General features: G+C 63.5%; 22 protein-coding genes and 2 tRNA genes. 19 read left to right on the top strand and 5 right to left on the bottom strand.

Annotated elements, in window-relative coordinates:
* The 5 genes from ACXZ1M_RS24705 to ACXZ1M_RS24725 are packed head-to-tail and all read left to right on the top strand — an operon-like array spanning window position 1 to window position 5,060.
* Window positions 1-357, top strand: a complete 357-nt coding sequence (locus ACXZ1M_RS24705; protein ID WP_459050240.1) for an STAS domain-containing protein — start codon at window positions 1-3, stop codon at window positions 355-357.
* Window positions 357-824, top strand: coding sequence for an anti-sigma regulatory factor (locus ACXZ1M_RS24710; protein ID WP_459050241.1), 468 nt, complete (start codon window positions 357-359; stop codon window positions 822-824). Before ACXZ1M_RS24705 ends, ACXZ1M_RS24710 begins: the two co-directional genes overlap by 1 nt.
* Complete coding sequence (locus ACXZ1M_RS24715) at window positions 812-1,840, top strand: ATP-binding SpoIIE family protein phosphatase (protein WP_459050242.1); 1,029 nt, start codon at window positions 812-814, stop codon at window positions 1,838-1,840. Before ACXZ1M_RS24710 ends, ACXZ1M_RS24715 begins: the two co-directional genes overlap by 13 nt.
* A complete protein-coding gene (locus tag ACXZ1M_RS24720; RefSeq protein WP_459050243.1) occupies window positions 1,837-3,165 on the top strand; it encodes an ATP-binding protein in 1,329 nt (442 codons plus the stop codon). The genes ACXZ1M_RS24715 and ACXZ1M_RS24720 overlap by 4 nt, the downstream gene beginning before the upstream one ends.
* 14 nt (window positions 3,166-3,179) lie before the next feature.
* A complete protein-coding gene (locus tag ACXZ1M_RS24725; protein ID WP_459050244.1) occupies window positions 3,180-5,060 on the top strand; it encodes a hybrid sensor histidine kinase/response regulator in 1,881 nt (626 codons plus the stop codon).
* Here ACXZ1M_RS24725 and ACXZ1M_RS24730 read toward each other — a convergent pair.
* Window positions 5,057-5,770, bottom strand: a complete 714-nt coding sequence (locus ACXZ1M_RS24730) for a DUF72 domain-containing protein (protein ID WP_459050245.1) — start codon at window positions 5,768-5,770, stop codon at window positions 5,057-5,059. The two genes, ACXZ1M_RS24725 and ACXZ1M_RS24730, sit on opposite strands and share 4 nt — an antisense overlap.
* A 36-nt stretch (window positions 5,771-5,806) precedes the next feature.
* On the opposite strand from ACXZ1M_RS24730, the gene ACXZ1M_RS24735 reads away from it, so the two are divergent.
* The 3 genes from ACXZ1M_RS24735 (at window position 5,807) to ACXZ1M_RS24745 (ending at window position 7,818) form a co-directional block, all read left to right on the top strand.
* A complete protein-coding gene (locus tag ACXZ1M_RS24735; protein WP_459050246.1) occupies window positions 5,807-6,376 on the top strand; it encodes a DUF1439 domain-containing protein in 570 nt (189 codons plus the stop codon).
* A gap of 129 nt (window positions 6,377-6,505) precedes the next feature.
* Window positions 6,506-7,015 (top strand): DUF6622 family protein, encoded by a 510-nt coding sequence (locus ACXZ1M_RS24740; RefSeq protein WP_459050247.1) that lies wholly within the window; start codon window positions 6,506-6,508, stop codon window positions 7,013-7,015.
* Window positions 7,016-7,068: 53 nt separating this feature from the next.
* Window positions 7,069-7,818 carry a tetratricopeptide repeat protein gene (locus tag ACXZ1M_RS24745; RefSeq protein ID WP_459050248.1) on the top strand — a complete coding sequence of 250 codons (750 nt, stop codon included), beginning with the start codon at window positions 7,069-7,071 and terminating at the stop codon, window positions 7,816-7,818.
* 16 nt (window positions 7,819-7,834) lie between these two features.
* On the opposite strand, the gene ACXZ1M_RS24750 is transcribed toward ACXZ1M_RS24745, so the two are convergent.
* The 4 genes from ACXZ1M_RS24750 to ACXZ1M_RS24765 are packed head-to-tail and all read right to left on the bottom strand — an operon-like array spanning window position 7,835 to window position 10,516.
* Window positions 7,835-8,623, bottom strand: coding sequence for a substrate-binding periplasmic protein (locus ACXZ1M_RS24750; RefSeq protein ID WP_459050249.1), 789 nt, complete (start codon window positions 8,621-8,623; stop codon window positions 7,835-7,837).
* Window positions 8,620-9,372: a UDP-2,3-diacylglucosamine diphosphatase gene (locus tag ACXZ1M_RS24755; RefSeq protein WP_459050250.1), complete on the bottom strand. Its 753-nt coding sequence runs from the start codon at window positions 9,370-9,372 to the stop codon at window positions 8,620-8,622. The genes ACXZ1M_RS24750 and ACXZ1M_RS24755 overlap by 4 nt, the downstream gene beginning before the upstream one ends.
* Window positions 9,373-9,375: 3 nt before the next feature.
* Complete coding sequence (locus ACXZ1M_RS24760; protein ID WP_459050251.1) at window positions 9,376-9,867, bottom strand: peptidylprolyl isomerase; 492 nt, start codon at window positions 9,865-9,867, stop codon at window positions 9,376-9,378.
* 43 nt (window positions 9,868-9,910) lie between these two features.
* The gene (locus ACXZ1M_RS24765) at window positions 9,911-10,516 is read right to left on the bottom strand and encodes a peptidylprolyl isomerase (RefSeq protein ID WP_459050252.1); all 606 of its coding nucleotides are present in this window, start codon (window positions 10,514-10,516) and stop codon (window positions 9,911-9,913) included.
* A 222-nt stretch (window positions 10,517-10,738) separates the two neighbouring features.
* On the opposite strand from ACXZ1M_RS24765, the gene cysS reads away from it, so the two are divergent.
* From cysS to ACXZ1M_RS24820, 11 genes are all read left to right on the top strand, one after another.
* Entirely contained in the window at window positions 10,739-12,127 is a 1,389-nt protein-coding gene (gene cysS / locus ACXZ1M_RS24770) for a cysteine--tRNA ligase (RefSeq protein ID WP_459050253.1), read from the top strand.
* A 2-nt stretch (window positions 12,128-12,129) separates the two neighbouring features.
* On the top strand, window positions 12,130-12,789 hold the full coding sequence (locus tag ACXZ1M_RS24775) for a DNA-3-methyladenine glycosylase family protein (RefSeq protein ID WP_459050254.1): 660 nt from the start codon (window positions 12,130-12,132) through the stop codon (window positions 12,787-12,789).
* An 84-nt stretch (window positions 12,790-12,873) separates the two neighbouring features.
* Window positions 12,874-13,848 carry an acetyl-CoA carboxylase carboxyltransferase subunit alpha gene (locus ACXZ1M_RS24780; RefSeq protein ID WP_459050255.1) on the top strand — a complete coding sequence of 325 codons (975 nt, stop codon included), beginning with the start codon at window positions 12,874-12,876 and terminating at the stop codon, window positions 13,846-13,848.
* Window positions 13,849-13,999: 151 nt separating this feature from the next.
* The gene (gene tilS / locus ACXZ1M_RS24785; RefSeq protein ID WP_459050256.1) at window positions 14,000-15,415 is read left to right on the top strand and encodes a tRNA lysidine(34) synthetase TilS; all 1,416 of its coding nucleotides are present in this window, start codon (window positions 14,000-14,002) and stop codon (window positions 15,413-15,415) included.
* 143 nt (window positions 15,416-15,558) lie between these two features.
* On the top strand, window positions 15,559-16,806 hold the full coding sequence (locus tag ACXZ1M_RS24790; RefSeq protein WP_459050257.1) for an aspartate kinase: 1,248 nt from the start codon (window positions 15,559-15,561) through the stop codon (window positions 16,804-16,806).
* A 112-nt stretch (window positions 16,807-16,918) separates the two neighbouring features.
* Window positions 16,919-17,011 (top strand) — tRNA-Ser (locus ACXZ1M_RS24795).
* Window positions 17,012-17,190: 179 nt separating this feature from the next.
* Window positions 17,191-17,283: transfer RNA gene (locus tag ACXZ1M_RS24800), tRNA-Ser, on the top strand.
* A gap of 210 nt (window positions 17,284-17,493) precedes the next feature.
* Entirely contained in the window at window positions 17,494-18,351 is an 858-nt protein-coding gene (locus ACXZ1M_RS24805) for a PAS domain-containing protein (protein WP_459050258.1), read from the top strand.
* A gap of 21 nt (window positions 18,352-18,372) precedes the next feature.
* Window positions 18,373-18,948, top strand: coding sequence for a gluconate 2-dehydrogenase subunit 3 family protein (locus tag ACXZ1M_RS24810; protein ID WP_459050259.1), 576 nt, complete (start codon window positions 18,373-18,375; stop codon window positions 18,946-18,948).
* A 1-nt stretch (window position 18,949) separates the two neighbouring features.
* Window positions 18,950-20,680 carry a GMC oxidoreductase gene (locus tag ACXZ1M_RS24815; protein ID WP_459050260.1) on the top strand — a complete coding sequence of 577 codons (1,731 nt, stop codon included), beginning with the start codon at window positions 18,950-18,952 and terminating at the stop codon, window positions 20,678-20,680.
* Window positions 20,681-20,689: 9 nt separating this feature from the next.
* On the top strand, window positions 20,690-21,538 hold the full coding sequence (locus ACXZ1M_RS24820; protein ID WP_459050261.1) for a sugar phosphate isomerase/epimerase family protein: 849 nt from the start codon (window positions 20,690-20,692) through the stop codon (window positions 21,536-21,538).
* Window positions 21,539-21,541: the final 3 nt, after the last annotated feature.

Raw genomic sequence — 21,541 nt, forward strand, 5'->3', positions numbered from 1 at the left:
ATGGAACGCATACCTATTCTGCGCATCGGCGACCTGCTGCTGGTGACCATCCAGGTGGACATGCACGACCGCCTGGCCATGACCTTGCAGGACGATTTGACCGAGCGCATCGTGCGCGACCGCGCCAAGGGCGTGCTGATCGACATTTCCGCGCTGGATCTGGTGGACTCGTTCATCGGCCGCATGATCAGCAACACCGCCGCCATGGCGCGCGTGCTCGACGCCCAGACGGTGCTGGTCGGCATGCAGCCGGCCGTGGCCATCACGCTGGTGGAGCTGGGCTTGACCCTGCCCGGCGTGAAAACCGCGCTGAATGTCGAGAAAGGCATGAAGCTGCTAGGGAAGAACTACGAGTGATGAGCCCTGCGACCTTGGACGTCAGCCGCTATCGTTCGCCGTTGCTGACCAGTTATGAGAACAAGGCCCAGCTGCACCAGGTGTTGCCGCTGGAGACCGATGAACACGTGGTGGCGGTGCGCAAGTCGGTGCGCGAACAAGCTCTCGACATGAAGCTGAGCCTGGTCGACCAGACCAAGCTGGTGACGGCCGCCAGCGAGCTGGCGCGCAACACCATCAAGTACGGCGGCGGCGGCGTGGTGGTGCTGGAGCGCTTGCGCGACGGCCTGAGCCACGGCCTGCGCCTGGTGTTCGCCGATATGGGACCCGGCATCGAGGACATCGATCTGGCGCTGCGCGACGGCTACACCAGCGGCGGCGGCCTTGGATTGGGACTGGGCGGCACCAAGCGCCTGGTCGACGAATTTAACATCGATTCTCGCCCCGGCGAGGGGACTGCGGTAGCGATCATCAAATGGAAAATTTAAGTAGTTCGCTGGACCCGGCCGCATGGATCAGCATCAGCCACGCCAGCGATGTGGGCGCGGCGCGGCGCAGCGGGCAACTGCTGGCGACCGAGCTCGAGATGAGCGAGACGCGCAGCGGCCAGTTGGCCATCATCATCTCCGAAGCGGCCACGAATATCCTCAAGCATGCGGGCGAGGGACGGCTGCTGCTGTCGATCGCCAGGCACGCGGGCGAGCGCTGCATTGAAATGCTGGCCATCGACGATGGTCCCGGCATCGCCAACCTGCAGCAGGCCATGATCGACGGCGTCTCCAGCGCCGGCACCGCCGGCACCGGGCTGGGCGCCATGCACCGCCTGGCCGACCAGTTCGACCTGTACGCGCCGCCCGGCAAGGGCACGGTGTTGTTTGCCCGGCTGTGGCGCAACGCGCCGACCCGCGCCCAGGTGCGCGATTACGGCGGCGTGTGCCTGCCGCTGGCCGGCGAAACCGAAAGCGGCGACGCCTGGGCGGTGGCGCATCCGGGCCACCGCACCACGCTGATGATGGTCGATGGCCTGGGCCACGGACCCGAGGCCGCCAAGGCCGCCGCCGCCGCGCTGCGGACGCTGTCCGATGTGCCCCACCAGGCGCCGCAGACGCTGGCCGCCAGCTGCCACGAGGCCCTGCGGCCGACGCGCGGCGCGGCGCTGGCGGTCGCCAGCCTCGATCCGGCGGCGCAGCAGCTCAGTTTTGCCGGGGTCGGCAATATCAGCGCCAGTATTTACACCGATGGCGTGCGGCGCCAGTTGATGTCGCACAACGGCATCGTCGGCCACAATATGCGCACCATCCAGGAACTGCAGTTTCCTTGTCCGGCCGGCGCCCTGGTGTTGTTGGCCAGTGACGGCATCACCACCCAGTGGGACCTGAACCAGTATCCGGGCCTGGCGGCGCGCGCGCCGGCCATCATTGCGGCCGTGCTGCTGCGCGACCACAGCCGTGGCCGCGACGACGCCAGCGTGCTGGTGGCGCTCATGCCGGGGAGCGAGGAATGAGCTTGACCCGCCTGCTCCAGGTCGGCATCGACAGCGCGCCCGATGTGGTGGCGGTGCGTCAGCGCGCGCGCCAGATCGCCGGCATGCTCAATTTCGGCGTGCAGGACCAAGTGCGCATCGCCACCGCCGTGTCGGAAGTGGCGCGCTGCGCCTACGGCCGGCTGACCGGCGGGCGGGCCACCTTCGCCGTCAATTTGCTGGAAAAACCGCAGCAGCTGTGCGTGACCATCAGCGCCGACGGCGCCGCCCGCCGCCCGCTCGCCGGCGACGTGGCCGAGGGCACGCCGCAACTGGACGTGGCGCTGCTGACGGCGCAGCGCCTGATGGACGAGTGCCACATCGTTCGCGCCACCGAGGTGTCGCTCAACGTGGTGATGAACAAGACGCTGCCGGCGCAGCTGAACCCGGAGTCGCGCGAGCTGGCGCAGATCGGCGCCAAGCTGGCCGCCATGCCGGTGCAGAGCACGTATTCCGAAATCGAGCGCCAGAACCGCGAGCTGGCGCAGGCCCTGGCCGAGCTGCGCGAACGCCAGGACGACCTGCTGGAGCTGACGCGTGAGCTGGAGGACACCAACCGCGGCGTGGTGGCGCTGTACGCCGAAATCGAGGAAAAGGCCGAGCGCCTGCGCAAGGCCGACGAAATGAAGTCACGCTTCCTGTCCAACACCAGCCACGAACTGCGCACGCCGCTCAGTTCGATCCGCGCGCTGACCACGCTGCTGCTCGACCGTATGGACGGCCCGCTGACCGAGGAGCAGGAACGCCAGGTGCAGTTCATTTCCAGCGCCGCCGGCGATTTGTCGGAGCTGGTCAACGATCTGCTGGACCTGGCCAAGATCGAAGCGGGCAAGGTCGAGGTGAACCGGGCGCCGATCAATATCGGCGAAATGTTCAGCGCCTTGAAAGGCATGCTGCGGCCGCTGACGCGCCACTCCACGGTGGAGCTGGTGTTTGTCGAGCCGCGCGCGACCGAGCTGGTCTCGGACGAAGGCAAGGTCACGCAGGTGTTGCGCAACTTTATCTCCAACGCGCTCAAGTTCACCGAGCACGGACAGGTGGTGGTCGAGCTGCTGGACGAGTCCGAGGGCACCGTGACCCTCACCGTCACCGATAGCGGGATCGGCATCAGTCCCGACAATCAACAATTGATTTTCGAGGAGTTCAGCCAGATCGAACACCCGTTGCAGCGCCGCGCCAAAGGCACGGGGCTGGGCCTGCCGCTGTGCCGCAAGCTGGCCACGCTGTTGGGCGGCACGGTTGAAGTCAGCAGCGCCGAGGGGCAGGGGTCGACGTTCTACCTGCGGCTTCCAGCTGTCTCCTCATGAACAAGGACACCGTCATGGACAATAGCTCTATCCTGATCCTGAATGTGGACGATAACGACGGTGCGCGTTACGTCAAGACCCGCATCCTGCAGAGCGCCGGCTTTCAGGTGATCGAAGCGGAAAACGGCACCGACGCCCTGGAGATGGCGCGACAGCGCCGGCCAGCCCTGGTGCTGCTGGACGTCAAGCTGCCCGACATCAGCGGTATCGAGGTGTGCCGCCGCATCAAGAGCGACGTCTCCACCGCCACCGTGCTGGTGCTGCAGACCTCGGCCGCGCTGATCGGCCGCGACGACAAGATTCGCGGCCTCGACGGCGGCGCCGACAACTACCTGGCGGCGCCGATCGAAGCCGACGAGCTGATCGCCAACGTCAACGCGCTGCTGCGCCTGCAGCGCACCCAGGCCGAACTGCGCAACAGCGACGAGCGCTTCCGCCAACTGGCCGAAAACATCGAGGACGTGTTCTGGATGTTCGGCATCGCCGACCAGCGGCTGCTGTACGCCAGCCCGGCGTACGAACGGCTGTTCGCCCGCCCGCTGGCGCAACTGCAGCAAAGCCCGGACGACTGGCTGGTCGCGGTACACCCCGAGGACCGTGTCCTGGTGCAGGCCGACTGGCGCGAATTCCTCCACAGTGGCCACTACGACCAGGAATTCCGCCTCGGTCAGGACGACGACGTGCGCTGGGTGCGCGACCGCGCCTTCCTGGTGCGCGACGACCAGCAGCAGCCGTACCGCATCGCCCGCATCACCAGCGATATCAGCGAGCGCAAGAGCATGGAGGGCCTGCTGCGCACGGCGGACGAGCACAAGAACGATTTCCTGGCGACCCTGGCGCACGAGCTGCGCAATCCGCTGAGCCCGATCCGCAGCGCCGTCACGTTGATGAACAGCGTGTCGCCGACCCAGACCGAGGTGCACCAGCGCGCGCGCGACGTGATCCTGCGCCAGGTTGGTCATCTGACCCACCTGGTGGACGACCTGCTGGACGTGGCCCGCATTTCGCAGGGCAAGCTGACGCTGCGCCGCCAGGACATCGAACTGCACGCGGTGGTCGAGCCGGCCGTGGAAACGGTCAAGGCGCTGATCGAAGCGCGTCACCACACGCTGGTGCTGGACTTGCCGCCGGCGCCGGTGTGGCTGCACGGCGATCCGGTGCGGCTGTCGCAGATCATCGGCAACCTGCTGCACAACGCCGCCAAGTTCACCGATCCCGGCGGCCGCATCGGCGTCACCGTCACGGTGCCGCAACCCAACCGCATCCGCATCGCCGTCAGCGACGACGGCATCGGCATCACCTCGTACAACCTGGCGCGCATCTTCGACATGTTCGCACAGGGCGCTTCCACCCGCGATCGCGTGCACGACGGCCTGGGCATCGGCCTGTCGCTGGTGTCGCGGCTGGTGGAAATGCACGGCGGCACGGTGGAAGTGACCAGCGAGGGCATCGGCAAGGGCAGCACCTTCGTGGTTGAATTCCCGCTGCAGCAGCCAACGTCGGTAGTGCCGCCGGTGGCGGAGGAGCCGCCGCCGCTGGCCCACCAGCGCCTGCTGCTGGTGGATGACAATATCGATTCCGTGAGCGTGATGGCGGAACTGCTGTCGCTGATGGGCCACGAGGTGTACACCGCCAACAACGCGGAGGATGCCTTGCAGCTGGCGCGCGCGCAGTTGCCGGCCACCATCGTGCTGGACTTGGGCCTGCCGGGCACGGACGGCTACGCGCTGGCGCGCATGCTGCGCGCTGAGCCGGCCTTCGCCACCACCCGCCTGATCGCCCACACCGGCTACGGCTCGGACCAGGACCGTGAACGCAGCCGCGAGGCCGGCTTCGATTTCCACCTGGTCAAACCGGCTAAGTTCGACGACCTGGAGCGCGCGCTGCGTCCTTAGGCTTGATTGAGCAGGCGGCGCAGCGTCAGCGCGTTCATGATGGCCGCGCCGGAGGCTGTGTTGTCGAAGACGCACCAGCCGCCGCGCGGCGCCAGCCATTCCGCCACGTCGCGCAGATACGTTTCTTCGTAGGACGAGTAGTACATGCGCGGGCTGCCGTGCAGGCGCACGTAGGCGCTGCCGGTGGTGGCCACATACGGCCCCGGCACGCCGGCCGGCGGATCGGCGATCACGCGCGTGACGTCGCAGGCTTGAAGCAGGGCGGTGGCTTCCTCGCCAAACCAACTGCCGTTGCGCGCTTCGCAGGCCAGCATGCAAGTGTGGCGCTCGCGCAGTTGGCGGAACACGCGTTCCGCCACATCCGGGTCTAGCTTCAGGCTGGGCGGCAGCTGAATCAGCACGCAGCCGAGCTTTTCCCCCAACGCGCCGACCTGAGCGGCGAACTGGTCCAGCGCGCTTTCGGCATCGTGCAGGCGCTGGTCGTGCGTGATGCTGCGCGGCAGCTTGACCGCGAAACGGAAGTCGTCCGGCACGCTGTCGGCCCAGCGCGCGTAGGTCTCGGGTTGGTGCGGACGGTAGAACGAGGAATTGATTTCCACCGCCTTGAACACGGCGGCGTAGCGCTCCAGATGGCTGCCGTCTCCGGTGAAGTGCTGCGCCGCCTCGCGGCTGATGGTCCAACCGGCGCAGCCTATTTTTGTCGCAGTCATATAATGCGGTGTTCCGTTAGTTTGAAGGATGTTCCGATGAATCTTAAACGTTACTTGAAATCCGCCGCGCCGCTGATGTTTGCCGCGCTGATCGCCGGCCTGCTGAGCGCTTGCGCCGGGCTGATCGGGCCGCGCCAGGTGGAGTTGCCCCAGGAGCGGCTGCAGACCAGCCTGGACCGCAAGTTCCCACTGCACCAACGCGCCTTGGGCGTGTTCGAAGTGGAGCTGAGCCACCCGCGCCTTGCCATCCTGCCGGAAAGCGACCGTGTGTCGCTGGCGGTCGACCTGGCCGTCACACCTCTGCTGGCGCGCCAGTCCTGGCACGGCAGCATGCTGGTGTCCGGCCGGCTGCGGATCGATAGCGTGAACAACGCGGTCTACATCGCCGACGCCCATGTCGACCGCTTCATTCTCGACAACATCGACGAAGGCAAGCAGAACCAGCTTGCCAGCGTGGCCAACCTGCTCAGCGACAAGGTGATCCGCGATTTGCCGGTGCATACCTTCCGCCCGGAGGAGCTGCGTTACGCCGGCGTGCAGTTCGTGCTGACCGGCATCGATACCCGTCCGGGTGGGCTGGTGGCGAAACTGCAGCCGGCGCAATAAACTTTTCGCGCCGTTTGGCGGCATTTCGCGCCGCTCCGGCGCGTTTCGTCGCATGGCGATCCGGACTGACTCTTTGGCGGGCATAGTGGCTACATCGCAACTTAATAACGCCACCTCAAGGAGCTCATCATGATCGGTCAAATCCTCTCGCACACCCCTATCTACGTCTGGGCCTTGCTGGCCTTCCTGGTGTATCGCGGCTACCTCGCCAGCCAGGACCGCGAAGTCTCGCTGCAAAAAATGGCGGTGATTCCGGCCGTGATGCTGGTGCTGGCGCTGACCAGCATCAACACCCATGGCGCGCTGGGCGAAGCCGTGTGGGCCGCCTGGGCCGCTGGTGCGGCGGTCGCCGTGGCGCTGATTCTGGCCTTGAGCAAAAGCGAAATCGTGGTCAACCGCGCCAACGGCACGATCTTCCAGCGCGGCAGCTGGGCGCCGCTGATGCTGATGATGGCCATCTTCGTGACCAAATACTTCGTCGGCGTGTTGTCGGCCATGCATCCCGAAGTCGTGCACGGCGCCGGCTTCTCGTTGGGTGTGACAGCCTTGTACGGCCTGTTCAACGGCGTGTTCATCGGCCGCTTGGCCCGCAACGCCGCAGCGTACCTGCGTCAGCCAGCGGCCGTGGCCGCCTTGTGATGCGCGGCCATAGCTTCTACAATCTGGGTTCATTTTGATTGTAGAGGCAGGTCATGGAAATTTTTGGGATCGGATTGCACGTACTGGTGGCGATTTTCTTCGCCATCCACGCCATCCGCAGCGGTCAGCAGTTGTACTGGGTGGTTATTCTGTTCCTGTTCCCCGGCTTGGGCAGCATCGTCTACTTCTTTGCCATCTATCTGCCGAATTCAAAGATTCAGCATGGCGCCCGCAAGGCCGTCAGCGTGGCCGCCAAGACCCTTGATCCGGGCCGCGAACTGCGCGAAGCGCGCGACGCCTACGATTTCACACCCACTGCCCAGAACCAGATGCGCCTGGCCACCGCCTTGCTTGCGGCCGGCGACGCGGAGGAGGCGGCCGCCACCTACGAGGCCTGCCTGCAAGGCCCGTTCTCCGGCGACCTCGATATCCGCTTCGGCGCGGCGCAAGCCACCCTCGCTTGCGGACGTGCAGCTGCAGCGGTGGCCCACCTGCAAACCATCCGCGCCAGCGACGACAAGTTCCGCGCCGAGCAAGTGTCGCTGCTGCTAGCGCAGGCGCTGGCGGCGGCCGGACGTCAGGACGAGGCGCGCGCGGAGTTCGAGCACGCGCTGGGCCGCTACAACAGCTTTACGGTACAGGCGGAGTTTGCGATCTGGGCGGCCGGCGTCGGCGATGCCGACCGAGCCCGTCAATTGCACGCGGAACTGCAGCGCACCATGGAACGCTGGGCGCGCCACACGCGCGACCTGAACCAGCAACTGGTGCGCCGCCTGAACACGGCGATGGCTTCACTGCGCTGAATTTCGCTGCGCTGAGTTATTTGGCCGGCTTGCTGTAGCCCGGATTGCGCATGCCGCCGGTGGCGGCGATGGCCTGGTTGATCTTGTTCATGGTCTCTTGCGGCACGTCGCGGCTGCAGACGATGTGGCGCCGCACGCCGGGCGGCATGTCAGCCAGGTCGTGGCGCACGATGGACTGTCCCGGCTGGTTCTGCTGCCGGAAATAGTCCCAGTCCTCGCGGTCGACAAACATATATGATGCGCGGCCCACGCCCAGCATGCGCATCATTTGCGTGGTTTCCACCGTGCGGCTCATGATTTTATTCTTGCTGGCGCGGATCATGGGATCAAGCACCGGGCCGTAGGACACGCCTTCAATCACGCCCAGCGTCAGTTCGGGATCGGCCAGCAGCGATGCCAGCGAGGTGTGCGTCTTGACGCGCTCGACCATGTCGGCGGCGATCAGGATGGTGTGCGGCAGGTCTTCATGGAAGGGCTGGCTGTATTGCGCCACCGCTTCGCGCTCGGGCAGGCGATACCAGCTGATGGAGCAGTAATTGTCGGCGCCGTGCTGGAAATTGGCCCAGATGCGTTTTTGCGGCTCGTTGACGAAGCGCACACTCAGGCCGGCGCTGTCGAACACGGTGCGCGCCGGCGCCAGCAGGAAGCCCTTGGGGATGCTGTTTTCCATGTAGTGGTAGGGCGGCTTGTCGCGCCAGGCGACGGTCAGTTGCGGCGGTGTTTGCGGCTGCGCGCCGATGGCTGCGTCGCCACCGAGCAGGGCGGCGCCAGCGCACAGCCCGGCAAGCAGCGTGCGCGGGGTCACGTGATGACCGCGCCGTGGAGGTCGTGGCGCGTGATCGCGCCATCATCGTCGATGGCGATCCAGCCGCCGCGCGGCGGCGTGGCCTCCAGCTCCCAGTCCGGCAGCACGTAGCGGAGTTTGTCGTCGATTTTGTGCAGGGCAGGGCGGTGCGTGTGGCCGTGGATCATCACTTCGGCGCCGGTCTCGGCGAACACGTCGGCGATCGCCTGGGGCGTGACGTCCATGATCTCGTAGGATTTGCCGCTTTGTTCCTTGCGGCTGTCGGCGCGCAGGCCGGCGATGATGGCCTTGCGCTGGGCCAGCGGCATGGCGGTGAATTGCGCCTGCCAGGCCGGTTGGCGCACCATGGCGCGGAATTCCATGTACTTGGTGTCTTGCGTGCATTGGGCGTCGCCGTGCAGCACGACGACCTTGCGTCCGCCGATCTCGGCCACCCAGGTTTCGGGCAGCAAGATGGCGTTGGTGATTTCGGCAAAGCGGGCGCCGACCAGGAAGTCGCGGTTGCCGGCGATCCAGTAGATCACCACCCCGGCTTCGCTGACGGCGCGCAGCGCCGCCACGACCTGTTGGTGGAAGGGATCGGCGATGTCGTCGTCGCCGGCCCAATACTCGAACAGGTCGCCAAGCAGATACAGTTGCTGCGCGTGCCGCGCATGCTGCTCCAGGAAGTCGAAGAACGCCTTGCTGGTGGCAGGATACGCCGGCTGCAGATGCAGGTCAGAAATGAACAGCGCGCAGACTTCGCTCATAGATTACGCCAGAACGACGCTTTCGATGATGACGTCTTCCGCCGGCACGTCGGCGAACATGCCGCTGCGGGTGGTTTTGACTTTCTTGATGGCATCCACAACTTCGGTGCCTTCAACCACTTTGCCGAACACGGCGTAGCCCCAGCCGTCCTGGCCTGGGTAGTCCAGGAAGGAGTTGTTCTTCACGTTGACGAAGAACTGGGCCGATGCCGAGTGCGGCGCCGAGGTGCGGGCCATGGCCAGGGTGTATGGCTCGTTTTTCAGGCCGTTCTTGGCTTCGTTTTCCACGGTGGTGTCGGCTGGCTTTTGCTTCATGCCTGGCTCGAAACCGCCGCCCTGGATCATGAAACCGTCGATGACGCGGTGGAAAATGGTGTTGTTGTAGTGGCCGGCTTCCATGTAGGCCAGGAAGTTGGCAACCGATTTCGGTGCTTTTTCTGCATCCAGTTCTGCGGTCATGGAGCCGAGGTTGGTCTTGATGATTACTTTGGTCATTTTGTTATCCTGAATGGTTAAAAAGTGGAGCAAGGCCGCTATTTTACTGTTTTGGCTGGATCGGTGTCTTCAAAATCGTCGCGGATTTGACGGTGACGGGGATGACCGGGATATTCTGGAAGATGCCTTTGTCGTCCACCAGCACGCCCTTGATCTTGTCCACGGTCTCGAAACCCTTGATGACTTTGCCGAACACGGTGTAGCCGCCGGAGCCGTCCGGGCCCGGGTAATTGAGCGGGGCATTGTCTTCGACGTTGATGAACCACTGCGAAGTGGCCGAGTTCGGATCGCCCATGCGCGCCATGGCCAGCGAATACTTCACATTGCTCAGGCCGTTGTTGGACTCGATCGGCACCGGCTTGTTGACCGGCTTGCCCTTGAGTTTTTCATCGTAGCCGCCACCCTGGATCATGAAGCCGTCGATCACGCGGTGGAAAATGGTGTTCTTGTAAAAGCCCGATTTCACGTAGGCCAGGAAATTGTCGACCGATTTCGGCGCTTTTTCGCGGTCCAACTCCAGGACGATGTCGCCCATGGTGGTCTTCAGTTCCACCTGCGGGGTGGCCGACGGTGCGGCGGCGGTTGGCGCCGCCAGCGCGGCGGCGGACAGGGTCAGGCCGGCGAGGGCGGTCATCAGTTTTTGATACATCGAGCTTCCTCTGGTAAATGTTAGACAGGCAAAATCCCGTTAAGGATGGGGCCTATGCTGTTTTTATCAATGCTATACTTATTCCATTCTACCCCTTAGAAGGTAGAAACAAGAACATTCCCAAGGTTCCCCCAGGCTCACGATGACGACGGGTGCGTGCAGGTTCACATGACGCGCCAGGCCATCGTATTGTCTGTGGACCCAGCAAAACGCAAGAGTCCGATGAGCAATTTAAAGATTTACAACACGCTGGCGCGTGACAAGCAGGCATTCGTACCGATCGAACCGGGCAAAGTCCGCATGTATGTGTGCGGCATGACCATTTACGATTACTGCCACATCGGCCACGCCCGCATGATGATGGCGTTCGACGTCATGTACCGCTGGCTGCTGGCCTCCGGCTACGAGGTCACCTATGCCCGCAACATCACCGACATCGACGACAAGATCATCAAGCGCGCCGTGGAAAACGGTGAGACCATCTCGCAGCTGACCGGCCGCTTCACCAAGTATATGGACGAAGACACCACGGCGCTGGGCATCCTGCCGCCGACGCTGGTGCCGCGCGCCACCGAATACGTGCCGCAGATGCTGGCGCTGATCGAGCAGCTGGAAGCCAAGGAACTGGCGTATCAGGGCGAGGACGGCGACGTCAACTACGCGGTGCGCAATTTCCCGCAATACGGCCGCCTGTCGGGCAAGTCGCTGGACGACCTGCGCGCCGGCGAGCGCGTGGACGTCAACACCGGCAAGCGCGACCCGCTGGACTTCGTGCTGTGGAAGGCGTCGAAAGAATCGGAGCCGGAAGAAGTGAAGTGGGATTCCAAGTGGGGCAAGGGCCGTCCGGGCTGGCACATCGAGTGCTCGGCCATGTGCTCGGCGCTGCTCGGCGAACACTTCGACATCCACGGCGGCGGCGCGGACTTGCAGTTCCCGCACCACGAGAACGAAATCGCGCAGTCGGAAGGCGCGTTTGGCCACCAGATGGTGAACTACTGGGTGCACAACGGCTTCGTGCGCGTGGATAACGAGAAGATGTCCAAATCGCTGGGCAACTTCTTCACCATCCGCGACGTGCTGAAGAAGTACGACGCCGAAGTGGTGCGCTTCTTCATCCTGCGCGCCCACTACCGCAGCCCGCTGAACTATTCGGACGCCCACCTGGACGACGCCCGTGGCGCACTGACCCGCCTGTACACCGCGCTGGACGGCGTGGAAGGCGACGGCCAGCCGCTCGACTGGCAAGAGCCGCATGCGGCCCGCTTCGCCGAGGCGATGGACGACGACTTCAACACGCCGCTGGCCGTGGCCGCGCTGTTCGACCTGGTGACCGAGCTGAACAAGTCGAAATCGCCGGCAATGGCGCGTCAGCTGAAAGCGCTGGCGGCCGTGATCGGCCTGCTGGAACGCACGCCGCAGCAATTCCTGCAGGCGGCGGTGGGCGGCGAGGGCGGCGACGATGCCGGCATCGCGGACGCCATCGCGCGCCGCGCGGAAGCCAAGAAAGCCCGCAACTTCGCCGAATCGGACAAGATCCGCGCGGAACTGCTGGCGGCCGGCGTGATCCTCGAAGACAAGCCTGACGGCACCACCAACTGGCGCCGCGCATAACTATGGTCACCGCCAAGGACAACGAGGGCGCAGGCAGCCCGGTATCGGCCGTGCCGCCGTACTGGGAACAGGCCAAGATCGAGCTCATGAAGCGTGACCGCATCATGAACAAGCTGATTCCGCAGTTCGGCGACCTGCACCTGGTCGGCCACCACGACCCGTTCACCACCCTGGCGCGTTCCATCGTCGGCCAGCAGGTCACGTCCAAGGTGGCCGACGCCGCCTGGAAAAAGCTGCTGGTCATCAGCCCGAAATGCACGCCGAGCCAGATCATCAAGGCCGGCGCCGAGGAGCTGTCGGCCTGCGGCCTGTCCAAGCGCAAGACCGAGTACATCCTCGACCTGGCCGACCACTTCAAGAACAAGCGCGTCCACACGGCCCAATGGGACCAGATGGACGACGAAGCCGTGATCGCCGAGCTGGTGCAGATTCGCGGCATTGGCCGCTGGACGGCTGAAATGTTCCTGATCTTCAACCTGCTGCGCCCGAACGTGCTGCCGCTGGACGACCCCGGTCTGATCCAGGGCATCAGCCAGAATTACTTCTCGGGCGAGCCGGTGTCGCGCAGCGATGCGCGCGAGGTTTCGGCCAACTGGGAACCTTACCGCACGGTAGCGACCTGGTATTTATGGCGTAATCTCGATCCGGTTGCTGTAGAATAGATACTCTAATCGCTGTGCGAGGCCTTTTTGTGCCCGTCACGAGCCGGCACCTGAGCCACAGCTGAGAATAAACACGGAGGTACAATGACCAAAACGACTTTCCTCAATTTTGAGCAACCTATTGCTGAACTCGACGGCAAAATCGAAGAACTACGCTTCGTCCAAGATGATTCCGCTGTCGACATCTCTGAGGAGATCGACCGCCTGGCGAAGAAAAGCCAGCAGCTGACCAAAGACATCTACGCCAAGCTGACGCCATGGCAGGTCTCGCAGATCGCGCGTCACCCGCAACGTCCATACACCATGGACTACGTCAACGAAATCTTCACCGACTTCCACGAACTGCACGGCGACCGCACCTATGCGGACGATCTGTCGGTGGTGGGCGGCCTGGCGCGCTTCAACGGCCAGTCCTGCATGGTCATCGGCCACCAGAAGGGCCGCGACACCAAAGAACGCGCGCTGCGCAACTTCGGCATGCCGAAGCCGGAAGGCTACCGTAAGGCCATGCGCCTGATGAAGCTGGCTGAGAAATTCGGCATTCCAGTGTTCACCTTCGTCGACACGCCGGGCGCCTTCCCGGGCATCGACGCGGAAGAGCGCGGCCAGTCGGAAGCGATCGGCCACAACCTGTATGTGATGGCGGAACTGAAAGTGCCGCTGATCGCCACCATCATCGGCGAAGGCGGCTCCGGCGGCGCGCTGGCGATCGCCGTGGCCGACCAGGTCATCATGCTGCAATACGCGACCTACTCGGTGATCTCGCCGGAAGGCTGCGCCTCGATCCTGTGGAAGACCTCGGAACGCGCGGCCGATGCGGCCGAAGCGCTGGGCCTGACCGCGCACCGCCTGAAGGCCATCGGCCTGATCGACAAGATCGTCAGCGAACCGCTGGGCGGCGCGCACCGCGATCCGAAGCAGATGGCAACGCTGCTGAAACGCGCGCTGGCCGACTCGCTGCGCCAGTTCCACGGCATGAAAACCAAGGACCTGCTGGAAGCCCGTCACGAAAAGCTGATGAGCTACGGTAAGTTCAAGGAAACCACGCCGCAAGAGTAAATTGGATCCCCGCGTGCGCGGCGGTCCGCCGATGCGGGAGGACGGCTTAGGCCGTCGCTCCGCATCGGCGGACCGTCGCGCACGCGGGAGCCCATACACATCAACCGGGGGCCGCGCACGCGCTGCTCCCGGTTTGCATTTGGAGTCACGATTGAAGCAGCAAAAGCCCACCCTCACGTCCACCTTTGAACAAGCGGTCACCGCCGCCCGCGCGCAAGCCGGCGCAGGCGCAGGCGAGGGCGCGAGCGCCGCGCGCATCGCCGTCGCCCTCAGCGGCGGCCTGGACTCGTCGGCCCTGCTGCACCTGGCCCACGCCTACGCCCAGGCCAACGGCGTGGTCTTATACGCTTTCCACGTGCACCACGGCCTCAGTCCGAACGCTGACGCCTGGCTGGCCCACTGCGAGCAAGCCTGCGCCTCCCTGGGCGTGACCTTCGAAGCGCGCCGCATCCAGCTGCAAGACCAAAACAAAACCGGCACCGAAGCCGCCGCCCGCAAAGCCCGCTACGCCGCGCTGGGCGCACTGTGCGCTGAACACGGCGTGCCGCTGCTACTCACCGCCCACCACCAGGACGACCAGGCCGAAACCGTGCTGCTGCAACTGCTGCGCGGCTCCGGCCCCGCCGGCCTGTCCGGCATGGACGCCGCCAACGCCGCGCCCAGCCTGCTCAACAACGCCACGCTGGTCATGGTCCGCCCGCTGCTGCCGGCCTCGCGCAAGCAGCTGGAAGCGTACGTGCAGCAGCACGGCATCAGCCACATCCACGACGAATCCAACGACGACCCGCGCTACGCCCGCAACGCGCTGCGCCACACCGTGATGCCGGCGCTGGAGCAGCATTTCCCAGGCTTCCAGGAACGCTTCGCCCGCAGCGCCCAGCACGCGCAATCGGCCACCCGCCTGCTGACCGAACTGGCCGAGCAGGACCTGGCCGCCGCGCTGGACGGCGAGCACATCGACATCGCCAAGCTGCGCAGCCTGAGCCAGGACCGCAGCTACAACCTGCTGCGCCATTGGTTCGCCACGCGCGGCTACAACATGCCAAGTACCGCCTGGCTGGCCGAAATGCTGACCCAGCTGCTGGAAGCCAAGCACGACGCCCAACTGCTGGTGACGCACCCGGACTGCCACGTGCGCCGCTACCGCGACCGCCTGCACCTGACGCCCAAGCTGGACGATCTGGAAGGCACGCGCGAAGACCAGTTCGACGACAAGCCGGGCACGGAATTCCGCTGGAACGGCGAAGCCGAGCTGGCCTTCCCGGCCTACGGCGGCGTGCTGTATATCGAGCCGGCGGAAGAGGGCTTTGACGCCGACTGGCTGCGCAGCCAGAAACTGCTGATCGAATTCCGCCGCGGCGGCGAAAAACTCAAGCTGGCGGCCAACCGTCCGACGCGGCCGGTGAAATACCACTACCAGTCGCTGAACATCCCGGCCTGGGAGCGTGGCCGCCTGCCGGTGGTCAAAAGCGGCAAGGAATTGCTGTTCGCCGCCGGCATCGGCATGGACTGCCATCATGTGGACGAGGGCGCCGGACGCTTGCGCCTGCGTTGGCAAGCTGTATAGACATTGCCCCCTATCTGCCGAATTTTGTATGTAGATATGCCTATTGAGTATGAGATTATGAGTTTTATGACTTGTTATTTTGCACTACGGCAGGTAGAGTTTAGGGTTCCATTTACCTTTATTTGAGCGGAAAACTCTCTGTTATGGCTTTAATCGTGCACAAATATGGCGGTACGTCGATGGGTTCGACGGATCGTATCAAGAACGTCGCGCGGCGCGTCGCCAAATGGCATGACGCCGGGCACCGCATCGTCGTCGTGCCATCGGCAATGTCGGGCGAAACCAACCGCCTGATCGGCCTCGCCAAGGAAGTGCAAGCGCAGCCGGATCCGCGCGAGCTGGACATGATCGCCTCGACCGGCGAGCAAGTGTCGGTCGGCCTGCTGTCGATGGCGCTGCAAGCAATTGGCAAGAAGGCTGTCTCCTACGCCGGCTGGCAAGTCGCGATTAAAACCGATTCCGCTTACACCAAAGCCCGTATCCAGTCGATCGACAACGACAAGGTCAACCGCGACCTGGACGACGGCAAGATCGTTATCATCACCGGTTTCCAGGGTGTGGACGATATCGGCAACATCACCACCCTGGGCCGTGGCGGTTCGGACACCTCGGCCGTGGCGATCGCCGCCGCGATGAAGGCCGACGAATGCCTGATCTTCACCGACGTTGACGGCGTGTATACGACCGATCCGCGCGTGGTATCGGAAGCGCGCCGCCTGAAGGCGATCACGTTTGAAGAAATGCTGGAACTGGCGTCGCTGGGCTCGAAAGTGCTGCAGACGCGTTCGGTGGAATTCGCCGGCAACTACCGCGTGCCGACCCGCGTACTGTCGTCGCTGACCGACCCGATGCTGGACATCGAAGAAGAAGCCAACTCCGGCACCCTGATTTCGTTTGAGGAAGACACACACATGGAACAAGCAGTCATCTCCGGTATCGCGTTCAACCGCGATGAAGCCAAAATCACCGTGCTGGGCGTGCCAGACCGTCCGGGCGTGGCCTACCACATCCTGGGCCCGGTGGCCGATGCCAACATCGAAGTCGACATGATCATCCAGAACCAGTCGGTCGACGGCAAAACCGACTTCACCTTCACCGTCTCGCGCAACGACTACCAGCGCGCCGTGGACGTGCTGAACGGCACCAAGGAAGACCTGGGCGCGGCCAGCGTGACCGGCGACGCCAAAGTGTCGAAGATCTCGGTGGTGGGCGTGGGCATGCGTTCGCACGTGGGCGTGGCCTCGCAGATGTTCCGCACCCTGTCGGAAGAGGGCATCAACATCATGATGATCTCGACCTCGGAGATCAAGATCTCGGTGCTGATCGACGAAAAATACATGGAACTGGCCGTGCGCGCGCTGCACAAAGCGTTCGAATTGGAAAAGGCATAAATTTTTCAAAAAACCGTCAAGTTGCCTTGACCAAAATGGTCGTGGTCTATACTATGACGGTCGTCTGCTGCAGCGCAGTTTGCTGGAAAAGACATAGTTGAGTGATCGACTAGGAGACGTGGCCGAGTGGCCGAAGGCACATCCCTGCTAAGGATGCATACGGCTTATACCTGTATCGTGGGTTCGAATCCCACCGTCTCCGCCAGAACAAACAAAAAAGCCTCCCCTGCGGGAGGCTTTTTTGTTTGTCTGGACGGAACGGTGGGATTCGAAGGCCTCGCGCTTGCAGCGCAAGGCCTCTTCGAATCGGCTCCCTTGACCAAACGAATCTCAATCTATACTATAACGCTCGTCAACTCCACAGCAACATTGCAGAGTAGACATGGAGACGTGGCCGAGTGGCCGAAGGCACATCCCTGCTAAGGATGCATACGGCTTATACCTGTATCGTGGGTTCGAATCCCACCGTCTCCGCCAGAACACTGTCCAGTATGATGGATGGGCATAACAAAAACCGCTGTTCCCGCTCGGGGCAGCGGTTTTTTGTTTTAATACGTTCGCCGCAAAGCACTTGGTCCGCTTGCCGATTTTGTTATAAATTTTTCCGATTTTTTAATACTTCGGCAGTGTTGTCGATGCTACCATCCTTTCCATACTAGCGAATGGCGGATAGCGATGAGCACGAGGATGATCAGGATGGGAATGGTGGTTGCGACCGCCGATCCCAAAGTGGAAAACCACCAAAAAAACCGCGCCCCAAACGGCGCGGAGCAGCTGGTTTCCGCTTCCGAGTGCGCCGAGTTTTTCACCCGCAATGGCATCTCCACGCCAAGCGTCCTGTTCGATGATTTGCAGGACACCTACTATTTCGCCAAGAACCGCGCCGGCCAGTTCGTCTGGGGCAACCGGCTGCTGCAGGAACAACATTCCCTTTCCAGCGTCAAGGACATCATCGGCAAGTCCGACCATGATTTCTTTCGCCACGATATCGCCGACCGCATTCGCGCCGATGATTTGCAGGTGATGGAAAGCGGCGCGCCCGTCAAAAACAAGCTGGAAGTCCTCGATGGCAACAACGGCGCGCTGAGCTGGCTGTTCACCACCAAGGCGCCGCTGCGCGACCGCTATGGCGAGATCGTCGGCGTGGAGGGCTTCAGCCGCGACGCCCAGCGCTCGCAGGAAACCATCGCGCCATTCCACGTGTTCAAGAGCTGTATCGAATACCTGCAAGCGCACCTGACCGAGGACATCGGCATCGAGCACCTGGCCAGCCTGTCGTGCATGTCGCTGTCGACCTTCGAACGCAAGTTCAAGCAGCATTTCTCGCTGACGCCCAAGCAATACATCCTGCGCATGAAGATCCACGAAGCCTGCCGCCTGCTGCCGCAATCGCACAGCATCGCACGCGTGGCGGTCGAGACCGGCTTCGGCGGGCAGAGTTATTTCACCAAGATTTTCCGCAGCGTGGTTGGCATCACGCCCAAACAGTATCAGCTGTCTTTGCTTGCCAGCGGGCGGGCAGGGACGGTCCGAAGGAGCAGTTGAACTAGCAATCCTGGAGGAGACATGTTGCACACTGAACGAGAGATCGACGGACGCAGATCCGCTCTCATCAAACTAGCCGGCCTGTGTGGCCTGGCATGGTCCGGCGACGCCCTGGCGGCGCTGGCGGCGGGCGGCAAGACGCCGGCCGCAACTGGCTTGCTGTCGGCCGACGCGCTGGCGCTGACCGGCATGCTGGCCGAGCACATCATTCCTGCGACCGACACGCCGGGCGCATTGGCGGTCGGCGCGCACCGCACCATCGACCACATGCTGCAAGCGTGCGCCTCGCTTGCCGAGCAGCAGGGATTCGTCGCCGGGCTGGCGCGCATCGACGCGGTTGCGCAGGCCGAAACCGGTAAGCGTTTCGGCGCACTGCCGTCCACGCGCCGGGTGGCGCTGCTGCACGCGCTGGACGACGGCAAGGCGCCGTTCACCGTGCCGGACCAGCATTTCTTCCGCCGATTGAAGTCATACACGCTGTTTGCCTACTACACCTCGGAAGCCGGTTCGACCCGCGAGCTGGCCTATCTGCCGGTGCCCGGCGGTTTCAAGGGCAATGTCCCGGTCCGCAAGACCACTCGCACCTGGGCCATCTGACATGGGCCCATCTTTCTACATCAAGCAAAGCGCCGAAACATTCGACGCCATCGTGGTCGGCTCGGGCATCACCGGCGGCTGGGCCGCCAAGGAACTGTGCGAGCGCGGCCTGCGCACGCTGATGGTCGAGCGCGGCCGTCCGGTCGAGCACCGCAGCGACTATATCGGCGAAGGCGTCGACGAGTGGAAGCTGCCGAACCGTGGCCAGGTCGAGGAAAAACTGGCGCAGGAGCAGTTCTTCGAACAGCGCAAATGCTACGCCTTCGACGACCACACCAAGCACTTCTTCAACAACGACCGCAACATGCCGTACAGTACGCCGGAAGGCCGTCCGTTCAGCTGGATACGCGGCAACCAGCTGGGCGGCAAGTCGCTGATGTGGGCGCGCCAGTCCTACCGCTGGAGCGACCTCGACTTCGGCGCCAACGCCAAGGATGGCCACGGCACCGACTGGCCGATCCGCTATGCCGACCTGGCACCGTGGTATAGCCATGTCGAACGTCATGTCGGCATCAGCGGCGCGCGCGAAAACATGTCGGTGCTGCCGGACAGCGAATTCCTGCCGGCCTTCGAATTCAATACAGTCGAGGCCGCGCTGAAGAAGAAGTTTGACGCCGCCTTCGCGCCGGCCCGCATGATCATGGGCCGCTGCGCGCACCTGACCCAGCCGACCGACAAGCAGCTGGAAATGGGACGCGGCAGCTGCCAGGCGCGCAGCATGTGCGCACGCGGCTGCTCCTTCGGCGCGTATTTCTCGACCCAGAGTTCGACCCTGCCGGCTGCCGCCGCCACTGGCCGCCTGAGCATCGCCACCAACGCCATCGTCCATAGCGTGCTGTACGACGCCAAGACCAACCGCGCCACCGGCGTGCGCGTGATCGATGCTGAAACCATGGAGGTGCGCGAGTTCCACGCCAAGGTGGTGTTCCTGTGCGCCTCGACGCTGGGCAGCACGCAGGTCTTGCTGAACTCGACATCCGACGCCTTCCCGACCGGCCTCGGCAATTCCTCCGGCGTGCTGGGCCACTACCTGATGGACCATCTGTTCGGCGCCGGCGCATCCGGCCGCATCGAGGGCTACGAAAACGACTACTACGCCGGCCGCCGTCCGACCGCGCCCTATATTCCGCGCTTCCGCAATGTGCAGGACCAGCATCCCGATTTTCTGCGCGGCTATGCGCTGTCGGGCGGTGCCGCGCGTGAAGGGTGGCAACGTGGCTACAAGCCCGGTTTCGGCAAGGACTACAAGGCCATGCTGCGCAAGCCCGGCGACTGGCACTTCAGCCTGTTCGGCCAGGGCGAGATGTTGCCTCGCTTTGAAAACATGGTCAGCCTGCATCCGACCAAGAAAGACAAATGGGGCATGCCGCAGTTGCACATCGACTGCACCTACTCGGCCAACGACATCAAGATGCGCGAGGACATGGCCGATACCGCCGCCAACATCCTGGAGTCGCTGGGCGTCAAGGATGTCCAGAAATCCAACAAGGGTGTGGACGAATGGGCGCCGGGCCTGTCCATCCACGAGATGGGCACGGCGCGCATGGGACGCGACGCCAAGACGTCGATGTTGAACGGCTATAACCAGTCGCACGACGTGCCCAATCTGTTCGTGACCGACGGCGCCAGCATGTGTTCCGGCGCCTGGCAAAACCCGTCCCTGACTTTCATGGCCATCACGGCCCGCGCCTGCGCCTACGCAGTCGATCAAATCAAGCTTGGCAAACTCTAAGGAATAAAGATGAACGCAATCAAACGCAATGCCCTGACGCTGTGCCTGATGCTGTGCGCAGCCGCTGCCCATGCCGCCACCAGTCCACGCCTGGCCGTGCAGCTGTGGTCGGTCAAGGACGAGATCAAGCAGGACTTCGAGGGCACGCTGGACAAGCTGTCCAAGCTGGGCTTCCAGGGTGTGGAGTTTGCAGGCGAGTTCGGCAAGTACCAGGCCGATCCGGCCGGGCTGAGCGCATTCCTGAAAAAGACCGGCCTGCAATGCGCTGGCGCCCACATGCACGTGGACAAACTCAACGCCGCCAACTTCAAGGCCACCACCGATTTCTACAAGGCTGTGGGCTGCAACCGCCTGATCATTTCGATGGACCAGCGCGCCGCCAGCAAGGAAGGCTCGGCCGAGCTGGCCAAGGAGCTGAGCACGTTGTCGGTCAAGCTGGGCGGGCAGGGCATGAAGCTCGGCTATCACAATCACGAGCAGGAAATGTTGGGTGATAAGGACCAGACCAACTGGGATCTGCTGGCCAAAAACACGCCCAAGGACTTCATCCTGCAACAGGACGTGGGCTGGACCACCTATGCCGGCAAGGATCCGGTCGACTACGTGAAAAAATATCCGGGCCGTACCGTGACCACGCACTACAAGGCCAAGTTCTTCAAGGGCGCCACCGGCACGCCGATCATTGGCCAGGACCGCACCGACTGGAGCGGCCTGACCAAGGCGGTGCGCAGCGTCGGCGGCACCGAGTGGATCATCATCGAGCAGGAAGAGTATCCGAACGGCATGGGCCAGTTGGAAACCGTGGCGGCATCGCTGCGCGGCCTGCAAGGCGTATTGGCCAAGATGCCGGCGCAGTAAGGG

This window comes from Duganella paludis (assembly GCF_054461335.1).